The organism is Pseudoflavitalea sp. G-6-1-2 (assembly GCF_012927185.1).
GTDB lineage: Bacteria > Bacteroidota > Bacteroidia > Chitinophagales > Chitinophagaceae > Pseudobacter.
Window position 1 is genome coordinate 1,688,196 of sequence record NZ_JABBGB010000001.1, and the last position, 18,979, is coordinate 1,707,174.

Annotated in this window: 19 protein-coding genes; 4 read left to right on the top strand and 15 right to left on the bottom strand. The window is 46.4% G+C overall.

Annotation, left to right across the window (positions count from 1 at the left end; translation table 11 throughout):
- Positions 1–49: 49 nt before the first annotated feature.
- On the top strand, positions 50–811 hold the full coding sequence (locus tag HHL16_RS07015) for a sugar transferase (RefSeq protein WP_169424417.1): 762 nt from the start codon (positions 50–52) through the stop codon (positions 809–811).
- A gap of 12 nt (positions 812–823) precedes the next feature.
- Here HHL16_RS07015 and HHL16_RS07020 read toward each other — a convergent pair whose 3' ends face one another.
- The 4 genes from HHL16_RS07020 to HHL16_RS07035 all read right to left on the bottom strand — a co-directional run bounded on the left by HHL16_RS07020 (position 824) and on the right by HHL16_RS07035 (position 6,846).
- Positions 824–2,365 (bottom strand): YifB family Mg chelatase-like AAA ATPase, encoded by a 1,542-nt coding sequence (locus tag HHL16_RS07020; RefSeq protein WP_169424418.1) that lies wholly within the window; start codon positions 2,363–2,365, stop codon positions 824–826.
- A 174-nt stretch (positions 2,366–2,539) separates the two neighbouring features.
- On the bottom strand, positions 2,540–4,144 hold the full coding sequence (locus tag HHL16_RS07025) for a M1 family metallopeptidase (RefSeq protein WP_169424419.1): 1,605 nt from the start codon (positions 4,142–4,144) through the stop codon (positions 2,540–2,542).
- Between the two features lie 29 nt (positions 4,145–4,173).
- Positions 4,174–5,487 (bottom strand): DNA mismatch repair protein MutS, encoded by a 1,314-nt coding sequence (locus tag HHL16_RS07030; protein WP_169424420.1) that lies wholly within the window; start codon positions 5,485–5,487, stop codon positions 4,174–4,176.
- A gap of 18 nt (positions 5,488–5,505) precedes the next feature.
- The gene (locus HHL16_RS07035) at positions 5,506–6,846 is read right to left on the bottom strand and encodes a dihydroorotase (protein ID WP_169424421.1); all 1,341 of its coding nucleotides are present in this window, start codon (positions 6,844–6,846) and stop codon (positions 5,506–5,508) included.
- Positions 6,847–6,885: 39 nt separating this feature from the next.
- On the opposite strand from HHL16_RS07035, the gene HHL16_RS07040 reads away from it, so the two are divergent.
- Positions 6,886–8,577, top strand: a complete 1,692-nt coding sequence (locus HHL16_RS07040) for a hypothetical protein (RefSeq protein ID WP_169424422.1) — start codon at positions 6,886–6,888, stop codon at positions 8,575–8,577.
- Between the two features lie 441 nt (positions 8,578–9,018).
- Here the strand turns inward: HHL16_RS07040 and HHL16_RS07045 are convergent, their stop codons facing one another.
- The 4 genes from HHL16_RS07045 to ubiE form a co-directional block, all read right to left on the bottom strand.
- Positions 9,019–9,633 carry a hypothetical protein gene (locus HHL16_RS07045; RefSeq protein ID WP_169424423.1) on the bottom strand — a complete coding sequence of 205 codons (615 nt, stop codon included), beginning with the start codon at positions 9,631–9,633 and terminating at the stop codon, positions 9,019–9,021.
- Complete coding sequence (locus HHL16_RS07050; protein WP_169424424.1) at positions 9,591–10,373, bottom strand: cytochrome c; 783 nt, start codon at positions 10,371–10,373, stop codon at positions 9,591–9,593. The genes HHL16_RS07045 and HHL16_RS07050 overlap by 43 nt, the downstream gene beginning before the upstream one ends.
- 61 nt (positions 10,374–10,434) lie before the next feature.
- Positions 10,435–11,103 carry an outer membrane beta-barrel protein gene (locus tag HHL16_RS07055; protein ID WP_240965882.1) on the bottom strand — a complete coding sequence of 223 codons (669 nt, stop codon included), beginning with the start codon at positions 11,101–11,103 and terminating at the stop codon, positions 10,435–10,437.
- Between the two features lie 38 nt (positions 11,104–11,141).
- The gene (gene ubiE, locus HHL16_RS07060; RefSeq protein ID WP_169424426.1) at positions 11,142–11,894 is read right to left on the bottom strand and encodes a bifunctional demethylmenaquinone methyltransferase/2-methoxy-6-polyprenyl-1,4-benzoquinol methylase UbiE; all 753 of its coding nucleotides are present in this window, start codon (positions 11,892–11,894) and stop codon (positions 11,142–11,144) included.
- 52 nt (positions 11,895–11,946) lie between these two features.
- Between ubiE and yihA the strand changes: the two genes are divergently transcribed.
- Positions 11,947–12,621, top strand: a complete 675-nt coding sequence (gene yihA, locus HHL16_RS07065; RefSeq protein WP_169424427.1) for a ribosome biogenesis GTP-binding protein YihA/YsxC — start codon at positions 11,947–11,949, stop codon at positions 12,619–12,621.
- A 62-nt stretch (positions 12,622–12,683) separates the two neighbouring features.
- Here the strand turns inward: yihA and HHL16_RS07070 are convergent, their stop codons facing one another.
- From HHL16_RS07070 to HHL16_RS07080, 3 genes are all read right to left on the bottom strand, one after another.
- Positions 12,684–13,157 carry a ribonuclease H-like YkuK family protein gene (locus HHL16_RS07070; RefSeq protein WP_169424428.1) on the bottom strand — a complete coding sequence of 158 codons (474 nt, stop codon included), beginning with the start codon at positions 13,155–13,157 and terminating at the stop codon, positions 12,684–12,686.
- A gap of 59 nt (positions 13,158–13,216) precedes the next feature.
- Positions 13,217–14,800: a T9SS type A sorting domain-containing protein gene (locus HHL16_RS07075; protein ID WP_169424429.1), complete on the bottom strand. Its 1,584-nt coding sequence runs from the start codon at positions 14,798–14,800 to the stop codon at positions 13,217–13,219.
- 67 nt (positions 14,801–14,867) lie between these two features.
- Positions 14,868–15,323 (bottom strand): hypothetical protein, encoded by a 456-nt coding sequence (locus tag HHL16_RS07080; protein WP_169424430.1) that lies wholly within the window; start codon positions 15,321–15,323, stop codon positions 14,868–14,870.
- 295 nt (positions 15,324–15,618) lie between these two features.
- Here HHL16_RS07080 and HHL16_RS07085 point away from each other — a divergent pair, with 295 nt between their 5' ends.
- Positions 15,619–16,218, top strand: a complete 600-nt coding sequence (locus HHL16_RS07085; protein WP_169424431.1) for a macro domain-containing protein — start codon at positions 15,619–15,621, stop codon at positions 16,216–16,218.
- 4 nt (positions 16,219–16,222) lie between these two features.
- On the opposite strand, the gene HHL16_RS07090 is transcribed toward HHL16_RS07085, so the two are convergent.
- The 4 genes from HHL16_RS07090 to HHL16_RS07105 all read right to left on the bottom strand — a co-directional run bounded on the left by HHL16_RS07090 (position 16,223) and on the right by HHL16_RS07105 (position 18,787).
- Entirely contained in the window at positions 16,223–16,591 is a 369-nt protein-coding gene (locus HHL16_RS07090) for a CoA-binding protein (RefSeq protein WP_169424432.1), read from the bottom strand.
- 33 nt (positions 16,592–16,624) lie between these two features.
- On the bottom strand, positions 16,625–17,731 hold the full coding sequence (locus HHL16_RS07095; protein ID WP_169424433.1) for a DUF1731 domain-containing protein: 1,107 nt from the start codon (positions 17,729–17,731) through the stop codon (positions 16,625–16,627).
- A gap of 79 nt (positions 17,732–17,810) precedes the next feature.
- Positions 17,811–18,248, bottom strand: coding sequence for a hypothetical protein (locus tag HHL16_RS07100; RefSeq protein WP_169424434.1), 438 nt, complete (start codon positions 18,246–18,248; stop codon positions 17,811–17,813).
- Between the two features lie 32 nt (positions 18,249–18,280).
- On the bottom strand, positions 18,281–18,787 hold the full coding sequence (locus HHL16_RS07105) for a MarR family transcriptional regulator (protein ID WP_169424435.1): 507 nt from the start codon (positions 18,785–18,787) through the stop codon (positions 18,281–18,283).
- Positions 18,788–18,979 lie beyond the last annotated feature (192 nt).

An 18,979-nucleotide genomic window follows, 5' to 3' on the forward strand; every position in this document is an offset into this window, starting at 1 on the left:
GTAGGATTAATTTTTAATGGTCTTTTGACGTAAAAGTATTGATGCAGTTATGATAATTCTACCAAAGCCGGTTCATTCCTTTACCAGAAAAACCGGAATAAAAGCAGAGAGTATCACCTTACGCTCGTATGTGGAACAGAAACAACGTTTCTTAGTTGTTAAAAGAATCTTCGATATTTTCTTTTCTTCATTAATTATAGTATTCGTTCTCAGTTGGTTATTCCCAATCATTGCTATCCTGATAAAACTGGATTCAAATGGCCCCGTATTTTTTGTTCAAAGAAGAGTTGGCCGATGGGGGAAAAGTTTCAAATGCCTGAAATTTCGCACCATGGTAGTAAATGTTCAGGCCAACACTAAACAGGCAGCTGATGGTGATGCCAGAATAACGAGAATCGGAAAGTTTCTACGCAAGTCCAATCTTGATGAATTCCCACAATTTTTCAATGTTTTGTCAGGACAAATGAGCGTAGTAGGGCCACGTCCGCATATGCACGCCGATTGCAATGCCTTCTCTTCCGTGATCTCCAATTACAAGTTCAGAAATATGATGAAGCCAGGTATAACAGGCCTGGCGCAGGTAAGAGGATACAGAGGTCCCACTAAAAATTTCGAAAGCATTTTCCATCGCTATCAGTTCGATGCCTTTTACGTCCGCAATGCTAATTTTTGGCTGGATATGCGCATTGTGCGTAAAACAGCCGCACAAACATTTCAACTCATCTTCTCCCGCATATTCAATTCCGGTGAAGAAGTGATGGCATCCACCACATCAAAACAGTGGATACCTTCAGTGAAAAATCTTAACTGAGTTTCAGGGGCTTTACTCTCCCCAGTTCTCCCGATCGAGACTCCGGTACTGAATAGCTTCTGCAATATGAGCGGCCGCGATCTCTTTGCAATTTGCCAGGTCTGCAATGGTGCGGCTTACCTTGAGTATTCTGTCGTAAGCTCTGGCAGATAGCTTCAGCTTTTCCATCGCAGCCTTCAATAAATGTTTCCCCTGCGTTTCCACTACACATGCTTTACGGAATGTTTTTCCACTGATCTGTGCATTGCAATACACGCCGGGTATTTCCTGATATCGTATGGCCTGTAATGCTCTGGCCCCGATCACCCTTGCTCTGATCTGCGCGGATGATTCTGCTGCCTGTTCAATTTCCAGATCCCTGAAAGGAACGGGTGTTACTTCCACGTGCAGGTCTATGCGATCCAGCAGCGGAGCTGAAATCTTGCTGAGGTATCTCTGCACCGCACCCGGATGGCAGGTGCAGGCTTTTTCAGGATGATTGTAATTGCCGCAGGGGCAGGGATTCATTGCTGCCAGCAACATAAAGCTGGCCGGAAATTCTACGGATATCCTTGCCCGTGAAATGGTGAGTTTTCTTTCTTCCATCGGCTGACGCATCACCTCCAGTGCTGTTCTTCTGAATTCGGGGAACTCATCGAGAAAGAGTACGCCATTGTGCGCAAGCGAAATCTCTCCGGGCTGTGGATAGCTCCCGCCGCCAACAAGCGCATAATCACTAACGGTATGATGAGGCGATCTGAACGGCCTTGCTGTGATGAGGGAATTGTCTGCCGGGAGTTTTCCCGTTACCGAATAGATGCGCATGGTTTCGAGGGCTTCTTCGATGGTCAGGGGCGGAAGAATAGAAGGAAGCCGTCTTGCCAGCATCGTTTTACCTGCTCCGGGTGGACCGATAAGAATAGCATTATGCCCACCCGCTGCTGCAATCTCCAATGCCCGCTTGATGTTTTCCTGCCCCTTTACATCTGCAAAATCACAATCTGTTTCCGACGGGCTTTGTGCAAATGCTGTTACCGTATCTGTGATGGTGGCAGCAATAGGATGTTCGCCGCGAAGGTGAGCAATCACTTCATTGAGATGATGTACGCCATAAACATTCAATCCTTCTACGATACCCGCTTCGCGGGCATTGGCGAGAGGAATGAAGAGTGCATTGAATCCATCCCTTCTGGCATTGATGGCAATGGGTAGCGCTCCCTTCACAGGAAGCAGGCTGCCATCGAGCTGCAGTTCTCCCATCAGAACTATGCCGGATAACTGTTCCGGAGCAGGTATCTGTTCTGTGGCTGCAAGTATGCCGATGGCAATGGCCAGATCGAAAGAGGTGCCACTTTTTCGTATATGCGCGGGCGCGAGGTTGATCACCAGCTTGCGGCGGGGCATGAAGTAACCGTTGTGTTTGAGCGCGCTCTCCACACGCTGGAAACTTTCTTTCACAGCACTGTCCGGCAACCCCACCAGATAGTAGGAAGTACCGGCCATCTCATTCACTTCAACCTGTATGGTAATGGCATCTACTCCATGAACGGCGCTTCCGAAAGTTTTTACCAGCATGAGGATAAGTTTGGAAGCGAAGATAGTTGCGTGGGAAATGACCTGTATTTCGTATGCCTATTTAGGTTAGTTTACTGCTTTCGCGGTTATCTTACAACAAGGGAGGATAGAAACCCTGCAAAAAAAATCCCGAAGCAGTGTTGCATCGGGATGATATAGTTTTTTCTGATTGCCTTATTTTTCTTCTGTTGCGCTTCCTTCATATAACAGGTTCACTCCGGGATCGATCACAAAGCCGGCAGGCTTCGCCTTCACAGGAAAACTGAAGGTGGTGGTTTTGTCTTTCACCATCAGCGAAATCACTGTCGGCTGCGACTGGCCTTCTTCCGTCCATGCCAGATCTACCGGAAACTCGAAGGCCGTGTTTTGCTGCTGCTCTATCACTCCGCTGATCAGTTGTTTGGCTGCATCGTATTTCCAGCGGATATTCAGTACGGGTTGTCCTGATGTGTACAACCATTGCTGAAAGAATCTTTTGAAATTTTTCCCCGATGCCTGCTCCATTACACGCTGCAGATCTTCTGTTGTGGCATTCTTACCTGCATATTCACTGTAGTAATTTCTTACACCTTTGAGAAAGGCGCTGTCGCCCATGCTGCGTCTCAGCATATGCAATACCCATCCGCCTTTCTGATAGGAGTTGGCATTGAGCAGTTGCAGGTAATCGGTTACAGATTTATCGATCACCGGCTCTTTGTATTTTCTGCTGAAAGTGAGCACGGCCTCACGGTCTTTTTTGCGCATGAAGGTGGCTGTGTCAGTGCCATGCGTATTCTCGAAGTACCAGATGGTCATGTAAGTGGCAAAGCCTTCGCTGAGCCAGAGATGGCTCCAGTCGGCCTCTGTAGCCATATTGCCGAACCACTGGTGTGCTATTTCGTGTGCAATGAGCGATTCGCATTTTCGTGTGCCGGTAACGGAATTCTCTGCATAGAAAATTGCGCTGGCGTTTTCCATGCCACCAAACATGGTGGTGGATTGCACATTCGCGAGCTTTTTGTATGCGTATGGACCAACCAGTTTAATGAAGTAAGCGAGGATATCTTTCGCGAGTGCGTAATCGTAGAAGCCTTTTTCTTTTGCATCGGGATAGATCCAGCTATACACGGGTATACAGTTCACATCGCCCTGGTACTGCACGGCAAAATCAGCTGCTCCGATCACCATTATCTTGGTAGGCAGCGGCACTGTTTCTTTGTAGTGAGTGAGTTTCTTTTTATCCCCCAGATTGGTTTCTTCGATCTGAACACCATTGGCCACTACCTGATAATGATCCGGTGCAGTGATGATGAACTCCACCGCAGCTTTATCGGAGGGATGATCGTTGCAGGGAATCCAGTTACGTGCGCGGTTTGGCCAGTTGTCGCTGAAGAAACCACGATGTCCGAATTTATTCCTGCCGATGATCAATCCATCTGCAGGCACGCCACCATAGGTGATCACCAGCTGCCTGGTATCTCCTTTATTGGCTGTGGCGCCGAGTGCAATGCGGAGTGTGTCGCGGAGATGAGTAAAATAAAGCTGTTTGCCATTTTCAGTGACTGCACTCACCGTCATTCCTTTGCCGGATGGATTGGTGCTTACCAGATCGAGCATCAGCAGATCGCTTTTCTGCAACATCACGGCATTTACGGTGGCTTTTCCCTGGATCTGGTTATTCAGATCGTTCAGTTCAATTTCGTATTTGTAAGAGGCAATGTCTATGAGGCTGCCGGGGCGCTGGGCCATCAGTGGACCAAGGATGCACAATGCCAGGAGCAGTACAATGCTGCGTTTCATTGAATAAGTGTTTAAAGAGTTATTCGCCGTTACAGTTTCTCCAGCAGCTCCACTACCTTTTCTCTTTTGAGAATGAGATAGCCGAGCCTGTCGTTGCTGATGCCTTCTTTCAGCTGATAGCTGAAATGCAACTGGTCGCCGGATACTGTCGTTTCAAAGTATCTGAATGAAATATTTGGAAATACTTTCAGTTCTTCTCCGATTTCGTAGAGGTGTGTGCTGAGAATGAAAAGTGAGCTCCTGATCTTGATGAGTCCTTTGATTACGGTGGATGAACACTTCATGGCATCCTGCACATTGGTGCCTTTGAAGAGTTCGTCGATAAGCACCAGCCATTTCTTTCCATCGTTGATGCGGATGATGGTATCGCGGATGCGCTGCACTTCGTTGAAGAAATAACTCTCTCCTTTCACTATGTTGTCCATCACGTTGATATTGCTTAGCAATCCGTCGAAGATGGTGAGGCGCATATGTTCTGCAGGCACGCCCATACCCAGATGTGCGAGGTATACCGAAGATCCTACTGCTTTGATGAACGTGCTCTTGCCGGCCATATTGGCTCCGGTGAGGAAGAGGAAATTGCTTTCCTTATCCATCCTTACATCATAGCTTACCGGTGTTGGCAATAGTATATGATAGAGTTGCTTTGCATCGATCGCAGCCTGTGGCGAATCGATGAATTCAGGGAATGTAAGTTTGAAATGCTGCATGGCCCTTGCCATGGAATACCATGCATCGAAACGGCCATAAATGCTGATCAGTTCAAGCGCCTGCGATTTAAAATGATCTCTGAGAAAGCCGCCATAATACACCACTTCGCGCGGTTCGAGTTTTTTGGTGCTGTTGCGCTGCATCAGCTCTTTCAGTATCGGTTTATTGAGCAGGTCTTTTGCACGATGGAGGTAGCTGCGCACGAGCAGGGGCACTTCATTTTCATCGAAGAAATTGATGAGAGTATCCATTCCTTTCACGAAATCGCCGAAATGGGAAATGGAATATCTCACCAGCGAATAATCTGCTACGTGAAAAACACGATAGGTGAATGCATTGAGAAAACCCGGAGAGGGTATGCTGTCGATGCCCGTATCGTAAAACCTTTCCATCACCATCAGCGTTCCGTTTGAAATGCTGGTGGGCCATTTGCTGAGATTGGCAAGTATCACTTTCAGTATCTGCTGCGTTTGTGCAATCTGCTGCGGATCGTTGAAAGGATTGAGAAAATACTTCAGCAACCATTCTCTTCCTTCCACCGTTTGGGTGAAATTGAGGCGGTGGAAGATGGAGAATTCTTCTTCGTGCTGAAAAATGGATAAGTCGTTAAAGGTTGTGTTGTCAATCTGCATAAATGACCGGGATGAGGGTTAACGTGCAAACAAAAGCCGTTGTCCCTTCTGAGATTCGTTCCACTCCCCATTTCCATACACCAGATGCCCGTTTACGAAGGTATGTGTGATGGTTGCGGGAGCGGTGAATCCTTCGAGAGGGCTCCAGCCGCATTTGTACAATATGTTTGCCTTGCTGATAAGGGTCGATTGGTTCATGTCTACAAGTACCAGATCTGCGTGGTATCCTTCGCGAATGAATCCTCTGTCTGCGATCTGGTAACATTTTGCTACGGCATGGCTCATTTTCTCCACTACTTTTTCGAGGCTGATCTTCCCCTGCTTCACGTAGTGCAGCATCAGCAGCAATGAATGCTGAACCAAGGGGAGACCTGCATGAGCTTTCTCATAGGGCTCTTCTTTTTCTTCCCAGGTATGCGGGGCATGGTCGGTGGCTATTACATCGAGCCTGTCGTCTAACAGTGCCTGCCAGAGCGCTTCACGGTTATGCGGCGCCTTGATGGCCGGGTTGCATTTGATGAGATTGCCTTTCTGCGCATAATCGTTGCTGGTGAAATGCAGGTGATGCACACATACTTCGGCTGTGATTCGCTTCTCTTCGAGCGGAAGCATATTGGTGAACAGTTGCAGTTCTTTTTCGGTGCTGATATGCAGAATGTGCAGTCGTGTATTATATTTCTTGGCTATCTGGATAGCGCGGAAACTGCTTTCGAAGCAGGCATTCTCATCGCGGATGATGGGATGATCAGCTGGTTCCAGTGTGCCTTTCTCTGCCTTGAGCCGTTCGAAGTTTTCTTTGATGATCTTCTCATCTTCACAGTGTGTGGCAATGAGCACTTCACTCTCGCGGAAGATCTTGTCGATGGTGAGATAATTGTCTACCAGCAATCCTCCGGTAGAGGATCCCATGAATATTTTGATGCCCGCGATTTCATTTTTGCGGTCGTTGGTACGAAGCGCTTCATCGGCATTATCGTTACTGGTACCCATGTAGAAAGAGTAATTGGCCAGTGATGTCTGCGATGCGATCTGGTATTTGTTTTCGAGCAGTTCCTGTGTAAATACGGGAGGTACGGTATTGGGCATTTCCATGAAGGTGGTTACCCCACCGGCTACTGCTGCTTTGGCTTCGGTATAGATATTGGCTTTATGGGTGAGACCGGGTTCGCGGAAATGTACCTGATCGTCGATGGCTCCGGGCAGCAGGTATTTGCCTTCTCCGTTGATCTCCGTAACGGCCACTGATGGTTGAATACTGTTGCCGATCTTTTCTATCCTTCCATTCATGATAAGCACATCTTTGGCCTCCATTTTGCCTTCATTCACTACTATTGCGTTCTTTATCAGGTAATTTTGCATAACTTGAATTTCAAAAGCCAATTTAATAAACAATCCAACATGCAATTTATTGTAAAAACCGTTTTCGGCCTTTCAATTACAATAATTCCCTTCATTTCCTGGTCCCAAAGCACCTATCTGCAGCAGAGCAATAAGCATCAGGCTTTTCTCGACAGGCTGGAGATAAAGCTTCAGTCCAATCTGAGTCTGAATATAGAATCCGCCAAAAGCCTCAACAGGCGCACGGCAGTAAGAACGAGCGAGCTTGCGGATTCTCTTTACAGGTCAGGTGCATTGCAGCTTTCAAAGGTCGATCAGTACAATCTGCAAAGTGTGCTGATGAATAACAGTGAATGGGTGGAAGGCGATAAAAGCAGTTTCAACAGCCGCAAAAGCGTTTGGAATACTTTTTATAAAACCAAGGCCAATCTGTTTGAAGTAAATGAGAAGGATTTCTTCCTGGCGGTAAACCCGGTGTTTCAGGGACAGATCTCCGAGCAGACAGATTATGATGGCAAACGCCCCTTTGTAAATACCAAGGGTATTTCAGTGCGGGGTATGATTGCCGACCGGCTCGGATTCTCCGCCTACGTAACCGATAACCAGGAACGTGGGCCGCTGTTTGTGCAGCAGAGGATTGCTGCCATGAATGCCGTACCCGGCGTAGGGTTCTACAAAAGATACAAAACCACCGGCACGGATTATTTCGATGCAAGAGGTTCTATCAATTTCACTGCTGCGAAGTACCTCGATTTTCAGTTCGGATACGATAAGATGTTCATCGGAAACGGCTACCGCAGCCTCTTTCTGAGCGACTTCGGCAACAGTTATCTGTTTCTGAAGATCAGCACCAGGATCTGGAAATTCAACTACACCAATATCTGGACGGAACTCACCCCTACTACACCAGGTATCAATAACGGAGATAAGCTGCTCGATAAAAAATATGCAGCCATCCGTCACCTCAGCCTGCAGGCTACCAAATGGCTGAATGTAGGAATATTCGAATCGGTGGTGTTTGGAAGAAGAAATCATTTCGACTTCACTTATCTCAATCCGATTATGTTCCTGCGCGTGTCTGAGCAACAGAATGGTAGTGCAGACAATGCTATGGTGGGCTTCGACTTCAAAGCCAATGTAGCGAAGAAGCTGCAGTTCTATGGTCAGTGGATGATCGACGAATTCAAGCAGAGTGAGCTCAGAGCCGGTAAGGGATGGTGGGGAAATAAATTCGGTATACAGCTGGGAGGAAAATATATCGATGCCTTCAAGATCAATAACCTCGATCTGCAGGGTGAATTGAATCTGGTGCGTCCGTTCACCTACTCGCACTACGATTCCATTTCAACATACACGCATTACAATCAGCCGATGGCGCATCCGCTGGGAGCAAACTTCATCGAAGCGATCGGTATCATCCGTTATCAGCCGATTCCGAAGCTTACTGCTTCTGCACGATTGATTTTCTGGAAGCAGGGAGTAGATACTGCGAAAAGCAATTTCGGGACTGACATTTTCAAAACCAATGATACGCGTTCGCATGGCGACTATGGATACAAGTTACCTGCAGGGCCGAGATCAACTGGCTTCAATGCACAACTCTTAGTGTCTTACGAACTGAAAGAAAACCTGTTTATCGATGGATCTGTGATGATCAGAAAACTCACAGCGAATGTATTTCCCGATCAGAAAACGAACCTGTTTTCGCTGGGCATCCGCATGAATATGATGCGCCGGGAATACGACTATTGAGTTTGTTCAGTTGAATTACTGAACCAAAAAAGAAGAAAACTTACTTCCGGATGAAGCATCCGGATAAAAAGCCGGAGCTGTTGTTCCGGCTTTTTCTTGTCCCTGTTTTGGAAATTCAGGGCAAACCCGACAATAGGACTGGTTAAATATTACCGTAAGCTTAACGCGTAATTGAAAAGACCAGGGATTGTATTTTGCTGAAATTGAGACAATTAGCGTGGAGATTATTGAGGTAGGGACATAAAAAAACTGCCGCTTGTGGGCGGCAGTTCACTAATCAAATACCATTAACCATTAAACCTTATCCTATGATGTAAAATTAATGATTTTTTATTCGCTACATAATATTTGTTCGAAAAGTTTTGCCCACATTGTTTACATTTTTGATCACAAAAGGTATTGAACTACTTTGATTGTTGTCGTAGGGATCGATCACAATGCTTACAAGTGTACGTATGTGCGGAGAACCTTATCGCAATCGCAGTTTGCGGGCTTCAATGAGTCGATAGATTTTTTTTCTTTCTGCAGCGATTTCGCTTCGGCTGCATTCTTCGATTCTTTAGCTCTGATCTGCAGATCGGCAGCATCTGTTTCACTGATCACGTCATTGATCTCCGCTGCTGTAGCGGCTTTCAGGCTCAGCTGAATCTGCTGCCGCCCTCCGGTGATGAAATCTGTTTTTCCAAAAAGCATGCTATTGTCCGATTCTGTCATCGCAATAATAAATGCTTTCTGTTTTTGGGGAAGTGATAGTTCTGAAGCAGGATCGATAAAATAAAACACCTCACCATTCTCTGCACGCCTTGCTCCTGCAAGAAAAACGCGGATGCCCGGAACTACGAGATACACATCTGTTGCATTGTCTTTTGCCTGGGGAATCTGCACACTGATCTCTGTTTCTTCTCCCTTCATTTTTGTTGTGAGCATGTCTACATTCTGCCATCCCCAGGCACTGATGTTGAATTGATACCTGTTCGCATCGATATTATCCGTATTCGTCAATTGCTCTACTGTCACTTCCGGAGTTCCGATGGGCTCTCTGAAGCACATCCACATCGCACAGCATCATTGGGATCTTTGAAAAATACTTTATATGGAGTACTACTGTGAGCGAGATCATTCAGGCGAGTACCCAGCTGCTTGTGCATCCCCTTCTCCCATTTATCATTGGCTGTGAATTCAGCGCTGCTGTTCTTTTTGAACTGTTCAATTTTTAGCCTGCTCTTGTGTCTTATTACCAGCGTGCCTTTCATGCGCATTGTTTCGTCCCAGGAGATGAGATAACCTGCTTTCATCAGATTTTCAAGGCAACTGTCAAAATAAGGAGCGTAGGTTTTCAACTCTGAAGGCTTGTAATCACCTCTACCCGAAATCTGGTCGATGTAGGCATAGATCACCCGGAGTTCTTCATCGGTAATAACAGGAAAATAATTCTGACGCAAACCATTCCAGTAAAGGTACTGGGCTCCGAAATAAATATTTCCTTCCCGCATCACAGTGGTGCTGTTTCGGGTAAAATCGTATAACATTTTCGGATGTTCAGGATCTATCTGCTTCAACCTTTGGGTGATATGGAAAAGGGGAGGACCTGCAAGATCTTTTGAAATATGATGGCAGGTGGTGCAATTGTCATTGAAAAGTTTGCTGCCATGTGCAATGTCTGAAGAACTAACGGAGTCGGGTATCAGGGCGTTGCCGCAGAATGCTCTTTCCTCTTTTGGATCGGGTACTCCAAATTCCGAGCAGCTGATGGCCAGGCAAAGCAATCCGGCTACAAGCCAGTAATACTTTTTCATAGCAAGGGGGTGTGTTGATAGCACAACGCATGGCGATACGGAAAAGTTGTCTCCGGTTCGCTTATCCCTCAAATATCAATGAGAAAATGATCATTCTCGACTGCAGCTTGTCGATAGTGCTGGAGTATTTCAGGTTCGCATCGCGGCTATGAACATTCATCAGGCCATTGCTGATCTTGATCTCCGGAGAAAGAATAAATACCGGGAAGTAAAAGTTGAAACCGATACCGGCTTCCACTCCGAAATCGTATTTCTTCAGTTTCACCAGATCTTCTGCGCGGCGTGCGGTTGAGTTGGAAGATAAATCGTATTCGAACTTCGCTCCCGCAAACATATATACGCGGAAATTATCGATGCGGTCTGAGCGGAACTTGATATGAACGGGAAGACCAAGCTGAATGGATTCTATTTTCTTGGTCATTACTTTCTGTTCTTCCTTCACCGGATCGGGATTCTTCAAGTGATAGGTGAGGTTCTTGTAAGAGAACAGCAGTTGTGGGAAGATGGCCCTGATCTCCCAGCGCTCAGAAAGGCGGTAGGTGTGAATGCCTGCAAGCCCGAAGCCGCCTGCATTTTCAGGATCCACTACGGATACGCTATCCTGACCCATATACGCGGGATGATGGCTTACATTGAAACGGCTGGTATTGTACATCAGTGCAATACCGAGGTAATATTTTTTCTCATCATGATTGGGAAGGTTCAGCTCGCGCTGTGCCATTCCTTTCATAGAAGCTGAGAGTAGTACCAATATGTACGCCAGGCGAATCAGCTGGCTTTTTTGTTGCCGCAGTAAATTGTGCATATGCCTAAAGTCAACCTTTTTAGCCTTGTATCGGAGAACCCGGCTTGTTGTAAAATGTGTAGAAATGTTTCGCCTTCGGGGAATGCTTTTACTGAGTTATTTAAATATTGGTACGCGTCTTTATTCTTGCTCAACCATTGCCCTGCTTTGGGGGCAACTACATTCAAATATAAGTTGTATAATCCTTTAAAAGCAACCTGTTTTGGTTTAGAGAATTCGAGGATTATGGCGCGGCCTCCCGGTTTCAGTACGCGGTACATTTCTGAAAGCCCTTTGTCGAGGTCCTCGAAATTGCGTACACCAAAGGCCACCGTTACGGCATCAAACGAATTGTCCGGAAAATTTATTGCTTCCGAATCGCCTTTCAGGAGCTCGATTTGCTGATTTAACCCCAGTTTGGCAACCTTCTGGCGGCCAACCGCCAGCATCTGTTCGGAAATGTCGATTCCCGTGATCTTTTCGGGCTGGAGTATCTTTTGGGTCATGATGGCTACATCGGCGGTTCCGGTGGCCACATCGAGTATCCGCTTAGGCTGGATATCTTTCAGCTGACGGATAGCTTTCTTCCTCCATCCTTTGTCTATTCCGATGCTGAGAAAACGGTTCAGCAGGTCGTACCGGCCTGCGATCTGGTCGAACATTGCCTCTACCTGCTCTTTCTTTCCCTGTTTAGACTGGTCGAAGGGAACAATCGTATCGTGCGTAAACTTTGCCATGCGGGGGCGAAGATACAGCATATCCGTATCTTGCAGCCCTAATTGGAGTACCATGTTGATCAAATCGGCGAATTATCTCATCAGTTGTCCAGACATTAAAGACTGCCCTAAGGGCGACAAACCGGAGTATGCATTTATCGGCCGGAGCAACGTGGGCAAGAGCTCACTGATCAACATGCTCACCAATCAGTCGAAACTGGCAAAGACTTCCGGAACTCCCGGCAAAACGCAGCTGATCAATTTCTTCGATATCGAAAGTGTGTCGGGTTCGCAGGAAACGGGGGCAGAGAGAAACAGCCGCGGCCAGTTCATTGGAGAGCAGAAATGGTCTATCGTGGATCTTCCCGGTTATGGCTTCGCCAAAGTAAGCCAGAAGCAACGCAACAACTGGGAGCAGATGATCGAGAATTATCTGCGCAAGCGCGAGAACCTGGTGAATGTCTTTCTGCTGATCGACAGCCGTCACGGACCTCAGAAAATCGATCTCGATTTTGTGAACAACCTCGGCAAATGGGAGATCCCTTTTGCACTCACCTTCACCAAAGCAGATAAAGAAACACAGAAAGAAGTATCCAAGAATGTGAAATCATTTCTGGATGCGATGCGTAAGACCTGGCAGTTTTTGCCCCGTCATTTTGTAACGAGCGCCGAAAAGAAAATGGGACGCGATAAGATCCTCGGATTTATCGAAGAATGCAATCACGCATTCGCAAATCCAGAGCAATAAATTCACCGTCGAGAGATCTTCTCAACATAAAACTAAAAACCCCCGCAGACGAGCGAGGGTTTTTAGTTTACGATCTTATTGGCGCAACTGCTGCTGGCAAAGGCTTCTGGCTTGGCTTTGAAGGCAAAGCCCATTCCAAGTATATAGCCCATTGCTTCTTTCAGTGCATCGTTGCTTTTGAAGTGCGGATTGGTATTGATGTCTGCATGTACTTCCATATCCACGTTATACTTTGTGAACAGGTTGCAGAGTTCATACGCAATCTCGATACTCTTGGCCACTTCCACCAGCATGCGTTCTTTGATACTGTATTGCTGCCTTGTTTTGTCGTTGTGAATGAACATGAATCCACCATGTCCTTCGCGCAGAAAAACAATAACGGTAGCAAATTCAGTTTCGATACCCTTCACCTGCGAATCGGTACCGATGCATACTTTCAGATGGAACCCTTTTTCAGTTTCACGTCTGATGGCCATTTCAACAGCATCGATGATAGGAAGATCGATCAGATCGCCATTAAATTTTCTCCATAGCATATAAAAACGGGTTTTCGTAATTTACCGAAAAACCCGCTCAATACCAAAAGCATGTATCGTTATTGTTTTATTAACTTCTCGCTATGGGACTCATTTTCAGCCTGTAAGCGCAATAAAAGAACCCCTTTCTGAGTGGTGGTTACATCGATACGGTTCAGCCCCGCGTTTATTCTGCCTTGTTGCAACAGCCGACCGGTTTGATCCATTAACGAATACGCATATTCCTTACCGGTAGTCAACTCGATTACATTGTTGATGAGATTGCTGCGAAGTTTAATGCCCTGATCGTTCTTCGGCTGAAGGGTGATCATATTGGAGTAGTAAGCCCGCTCATCGACTACAGTGATGGCCTGCGCACGATAATACAATCGTTTCTGTGTATTGGGTTTCCAGGAGAATGTTCTGGTTTGTGTGTTCAGTGTTACGAGGTTGCTGAAGTTTTGCCCGTCTGCAGAATACTGAATGTTCACTGCTTTTACCAGCTCGTCTGCTTCGTAGATCCAGTTGAGTTCGTGGCGGTTGTTGCCAGCATTGCCCGTTAGCTGGAATTTGTAAATGGGCAGCACCTGATTGATGCTTCCTGTTACTGCGTAATAGCCAAGGCTGGTAGATTCGTTGAGATTGGTATTGCCAACGCCATCCACCACCAGGTAATAAGCGCCGGGATTCAGCGTGCTGTCTACACCTGCGTTCAGCAGTTCTGCAGGATTGTATCTCCCTACAGTATCACCGCGATGATTGAGCAAGGAAACTTTTATATCGAGATTGGCGCCTTCGTTCCCCGGCCCGATACTCTGCGGGTTTGCATTGATGCGGAAATTGGCCGCAGAGTGAACCTCAAAAGTGAATACATCTTTATCATCATTTGTATTGATGATGCCGGTGGCTGTAAACTCAGATCCCATCAGTGTTACAGGAGTTGCACCGGTTAAGGTGCTTACGTGTTCATCATCGCGCAGACCGAAGCTGTTCGATTTTACAATCACGTCTATATCGTTCTGGATCTTATCACAGCCTTTGGAGCTGGTACCTGTATGCCAGGTGGTGAGGTTCTTGCTGTAACCAACCCCCATGATGGGCGCCCAGCCGATTTGTCCGGTTCCTTTTCCATCAGCATATTCCTGCGTTTTTACGCAGGCGCCACTCCAGGTGCTCTGGTGCTGTAATCCAAGCGTATGGCCGGCTTCGTGCGAAACACATTCCGCAACAGATTTTACGTTGTTGCCAAGCAACCCGCTGAATACCCAGCCCGGCGTATCGTCGCCCCATTTGAAAGACCCTACATAACTGGCGCCGCCCACTTTCTTGCCATACCATTCCCAGGTAGGAGTAACTATCATGCGCATACGCGTAGCTGCCGGCGCTTTAAAGAACACGGTGGAATCGGTAGTGATATTGATATTGAAGATGCGGTAATCTTCCGCAACACGATTGAAGATCTCAGTGATGGCTTCCGGCGAAAAGCCCGATGGAAGTGCATCGATAGGGCCGTCCCAGTTCCAGGCGGAGCCTCGCACTGCCTGTCCGTCAAAGTCGATGAACACAGTGGCAGTAGCCTTCGGATAGCTGTTCAGTTTTGGTGTCTGAGCTGTACCCTTCAGTACGCAGCCCAGGATCAGGAGCATGGATATAATGCCTTTCATAGATACGCGGAATTGGAGTAATCGGATAGTGTGTTTTCAGAGGTATGGTCGGTGCTGTGGATGGCAGCTATTCAGCCAGGAAGAACTGTTGCTCTTCCTTTACGAGGAAGTACTTTTTGTCTTCCTTCGTCAATACCATCACGTCGCCTTTTCTGGGATGGATGATGCGGCCTCTTATCGGCTGATCCGCATCTGGTGCGGTATTCAGACTAAGATGCATCATCGCTCCGGAGAATTGCGCAGAGCGGATATTGATACTCGTAACGTTGGGGGATTGCTGAACCTTGTCGAGCACCACACCTTTGAACTGGTGGTTGCGCGAAAGCTGAATAGTTACACTGTCTTTGATGTTGGCCGAAAACACACGCTGCAGCTGGTCTGCATCGATTTCAAATTTGCCAGGGTATTTTGTGAATACAGCTGCCTTTGGTTCGGCCTGCTGCTCCACCTGAAGATGTTGCTGCGCACTTGCAGATTGGGTAAGTATAAGACATACCACTAAGCCTGAGTAGAATGGTTTCATGCTACAGGTTTTTACGAATGATAATTGGATAACTCTTTCTTAGGGTACGATCAGCAAGCTGGCGAACAAAAGGAGGAATGGTCAGTTTCTACGATATGTTAGCCGGGATAAGGAATACAAAAAAATAAGGATACGTACCCGTTAACGCAATATCGGGAGAAATAGTGTGTGGCAGGATGTTATTTGATTAAAATCAAATGAAATGATAGCGATTTGTTTGTGAGAGCAATCCGTATTAAGAAACCTGTTATGCATTTTCAGAATTTTTGGATCTTTCCATGCTCAAATCCCGAACATGAAAGTAATACTCACGGATATGAATCCGAGAATGATCTCGGCCTGGCAGGAATTCTTTAAAGGAAAGGAAGGTGTTAGCATTATCGAAGGAGACCTTACTGCAATGAATTGTGATGCGATAGTGAGTCCGGCAAACTCATTTGGCTTTATGGATGGCGGCGTTGATTATGCCATTTCGGAAAGACTAGGGTGGGAACTTGAGAAAAGACTGCAACAGCAGATCAGGGAGCTGCCTGAAGGAGAGTTGTTAGTGGGAAGAGCCATGGTACTTGAAACCGGGGATAAGCTTATTCCATACCTGATTTCTGCGCCCACCATGCGCATACCTACCAATTTTAATATCGATACATCCGTCAATGCATATCTCGCAATGAAGGCTGCGCTTTTAGCTGCGCTTCAGCATCCACATATTTCATCCGTTGCAATAACGGGATTCTGTACAGGTGTAGGAAGAATGCAACCCATAATTTCTGCCAGACAAATGTTCATTGCCTGGGAGGAAGTGTGTGAAGGGAAAAAGCCATCTTTCAATACATTCGGGGAGGCACAGAAACATCATGTACACATCAATCCGCAATCTATGATCTGGACTCACTAATATATTAGAACTGGCCGGTGCTCAGCAATACCAGCGTACAGGCTTCCATGGTCTGAATGCCGTTCTGCTTTGCCAGTTCAGCAAGTTCTTCGTTCTCGGCACCGGGATTGAAAATGATGCGCGAAGGATGCAATGAAAGGATATAATCGTAGTAATCTTTTTGCCGCGTTGGATTCAGATACAACGTAACTGTATCCACTCCTTCAAAAGGTTTTTGCTCTGTTTCGACTTCAACATCTGCTACCGTTACCGGCTTGAGACCAATGGCCACCACAGGGTGACCCGCACTGCGGAGCCTGTTCACAGCCAGATAGCTGTATCGTTCCGGATTATTGGAGGCACCGATTACCAGTGTTTTCTTTGGAGTTTTCATACGCTAATATTACAATTTTTGCCGGTACATTGTTCATTTGAAGAGATGATAACGGCTGGGTTTGGTTTGTTGAAGAATATCCCCGAATGCCTGGTCGAGATAGGGATATTGGAACTGAAACCCGGATTGCAATAATCTGGAAGGCAGTACCCATCTGCTTTTGAGAATGAGTTCGGTTTCGGTACCGATCACTGCTGCTCCAAGTTCGAGCATCCATTTGTACGCAGGTAATCCTATAACATGACCGGTTAGTTTGCGGAGCGTTGCCATGAAAGCCATATTGGAAACAGGATTAGGCGCCGCGAGATTATACACGCCTTCCATAGATGCATTGGCTTCGCACCATTCAATGGCTGCACAAACATCATGGATATGTACCCAGCTGTACATCTGTTTACCATCGCCCTGTCTTCCGCCGAGCCCGAATTTCAGGAGGTTGAAATAAGGCACCATCACACCGCCACTGCCCAAAGTAACTGCTGTGCGGAAAATTATTTTTCGTGTGTGGGGCACTGTTGCTTCATTGATGGCGCGTTCCCATGCGAGACATACCTGAATGGAGAAATCTTTGTCAAGGTCTTTGTAATCTGCCGAGTCTTTGCCTTTGCTCAATGCAGCGAAACTCTTTTTGCAGTTTCTTCTGCAACGATCGAGGATAGAGTAGGGCATGTTTTTGTTTTTCTCCTCGGAGATCTCTCCGGTGAATTCGTCCTGAGGACGATCACTGGCGCTCCTGTAAATGGTGGCAGAAGCAGTATTGATCCAGAGCTTGGGAGGGTGTGCTGCCTGACTGATAGCAAGTCCCAGTGCTGTGGTGGCATCCACACGACTGCGAAGAATGATATCGCGATTCTTTTTATTGTAGCGGCAGTTAACTGATTGCCCTGCGAGATTGATTACGATATCGCTTCCGTCAATGGCGCTTGCCCAGTGTTTTTCAACGGTTTTGCCATCCCATCTCCAGTAGGTGATATTGTATCCGTCGGAAGCTTTGATCATTGAATCATCATAACGGTTGTTGGAAGAGTGAGATGATTTCCTGCTGAGGATCACCACATGGTTTTCTTTCCCGAAGTGGCGGGCGAGTTCCTGGCCGATGAAGCCGGTACCTCCTGCGATTATGATCCGTTTATTTTTCATAAGTTCAATAAGTTTTGAAAGTTTGCAGGGTTAAAAAAACCGGAGACCGGTTTGATATGTTGATCAGGGAAATGTCAGATTAATTTGATGTTATGATTTCCTTTTCCGGTGCAGCAGTTGATTGATATACACGATTGAATCTTTTGATATCCCCTACTGTAAGTGTTATGTAAGCGAAGGTTGATATAGCAGCAATCAACAAAGCCGAAAGAAAGACCGAAATAGCGTTAGAGAAATTATCCAGCACACTGAAAACATGCACACGATAACATACAATATAGATTGTAAGGAGCAGCAATACATTCATAACAAGGAGGCCAATCCGGAAGCTTTCATATTTTTTGACAACAATAAAATGCACCACAATTCCAACGATCTGCCACCCTACGGCCAGCGGAGCAGAAATAAACAGAGAGCTGAAGACAGAATCGACGTTACCTTTAAGAACATGAATGATGCTTGCACCGAAAATCAACAGCAGCAGAATAATCAGATCCAGTTTCTTAAAAAATTTCATACAAAGAGATCTTACTGATCAACAAACACCTGTTACCTGAAGAACTTCATCAGGCTGCCGATAAACCAGTTCTCATCGGCCTTCACCATTACATCGAGCATTTTATCTGCCTGCTTTCCAAAATGTTTTATTCCGGAAATGGTTTCATTGAATTGTTTGAACGCAGGGTCTTTCTTATCTCCTTCCACATGCTCCAGCGACTCAATCACTTTCATCATGGGATCGAGTTCGCGTTTCTTCCTTTCCTTCACTATCTGGGTAGCTACTTTCCAGATATCCTTCTCTGCAACGAAGTATTCTTTGCGTTCGCCGGAAATGATCACACGATCTACCAGTCCCCAGTCGATCAGCTCGCGGATATTCATATTGGCATTGCCACGGCTTACGTTCAACTGTTCCATGATATCATCCTGGCTAAGCGGTTCCGCACTGATCAGCAGCAATGCATGAATCTGTGCCATCGTGCGGTTGATCCCCCAGTGTGAACCGAAGGCACCCCATTTTGCAATAAACTCATTACGTGCATCTGCTAATTTCATAACCGGGCAATTTTTTCAAATATAGAAAGATTGATACAAATTTAGAGTGTAATTCTGAACTTTCAAAATATATTGAAAGTTTATTTGCGCGATGAAATATACATTGATATCCCATCTCCGGGGAGAATGCTCCGGGGCAGTGTAGAGTGCGGGAAATCTGTCGTTTAGAGCGGGAGTGCCGGAGGACCGGCA

What these genes read in the sequence shown, in the direction of transcription:
- HHL16_RS07020 (WP_169424418.1), bottom strand. Translation starts at nt 2,365, where the DNA reads ATGCTGGTAAAAACTTTCGGAAGCGCCGTTCATGGAGTAGATGCCATT.
- HHL16_RS07100 (WP_169424434.1), bottom strand. Translation starts at nt 18,248, where the DNA reads ATGAAATTTTTTAAGAAACTGGATCTGATTATTCTGCTGCTGTTGATT.
- HHL16_RS07090 (WP_169424432.1), bottom strand. Translation starts at nt 16,591, where the DNA reads ATGAAAACTCCAAAGAAAACACTGGTAATCGGTGCCTCCAATAATCCG.
- HHL16_RS07035 (WP_169424421.1), bottom strand. Translation starts at nt 6,846, where the DNA reads ATGCAAAATTACCTGATAAAGAACGCAATAGTAGTGAATGAAGGCAAA.
- HHL16_RS07070 (WP_169424428.1), bottom strand. Translation starts at nt 13,157, where the DNA reads ATGCTATGGAGAAAATTTAATGGCGATCTGATCGATCTTCCTATCATC.
- HHL16_RS07055 (WP_240965882.1), bottom strand. Translation starts at nt 11,103, where the DNA reads ATGAAAGGAATGGCACAGCGCGAGCTGAACCTTCCCAATCATGATGAG.
- yihA (WP_169424427.1), top strand. Translation starts at nt 11,947, where the DNA reads ATGTTGATCAAATCGGCGAATTATCTCATCAGTTGTCCAGACATTAAA.
- HHL16_RS07025 (WP_169424419.1), bottom strand. Translation starts at nt 4,144, where the DNA reads ATGAAACGCAGCATTGTACTGCTCCTGGCATTGTGCATCCTTGGTCCA.
- HHL16_RS07105 (WP_169424435.1), bottom strand. Translation starts at nt 18,787, where the DNA reads ATGAAATTAGCAGATGCACGTAATGAGTTTATTGCAAAATGGGGTGCC.
- HHL16_RS07040 (WP_169424422.1), top strand. Translation starts at nt 6,886, where the DNA reads ATGCAATTTATTGTAAAAACCGTTTTCGGCCTTTCAATTACAATAATT.
- HHL16_RS07015 (WP_169424417.1), top strand. Translation starts at nt 50, where the DNA reads ATGATAATTCTACCAAAGCCGGTTCATTCCTTTACCAGAAAAACCGGA.
- HHL16_RS07030 (WP_169424420.1), bottom strand. Translation starts at nt 5,487, where the DNA reads ATGCAGATTGACAACACAACCTTTAACGACTTATCCATTTTTCAGCAC.
- HHL16_RS07075 (WP_169424429.1), bottom strand. Translation starts at nt 14,800, where the DNA reads ATGAAAGGCATTATATCCATGCTCCTGATCCTGGGCTGCGTACTGAAG.
- ubiE (WP_169424426.1), bottom strand. Translation starts at nt 11,894, where the DNA reads ATGGCAAAGTTTACGCACGATACGATTGTTCCCTTCGACCAGTCTAAA.
- HHL16_RS07085 (WP_169424431.1), top strand. Translation starts at nt 15,619, where the DNA reads ATGAAAGTAATACTCACGGATATGAATCCGAGAATGATCTCGGCCTGG.
- HHL16_RS07080 (WP_169424430.1), bottom strand. Translation starts at nt 15,323, where the DNA reads ATGAAACCATTCTACTCAGGCTTAGTGGTATGTCTTATACTTACCCAA.
- HHL16_RS07045 (WP_169424423.1), bottom strand. Translation starts at nt 9,633, where the DNA reads ATGTGGATGTGCTTCAGAGAGCCCATCGGAACTCCGGAAGTGACAGTA.
- HHL16_RS07050 (WP_169424424.1), bottom strand. Translation starts at nt 10,373, where the DNA reads ATGAAAAAGTATTACTGGCTTGTAGCCGGATTGCTTTGCCTGGCCATC.
- HHL16_RS07095 (WP_169424433.1), bottom strand. Translation starts at nt 17,731, where the DNA reads ATGAAAAATAAACGGATCATAATCGCAGGAGGTACCGGCTTCATCGGC.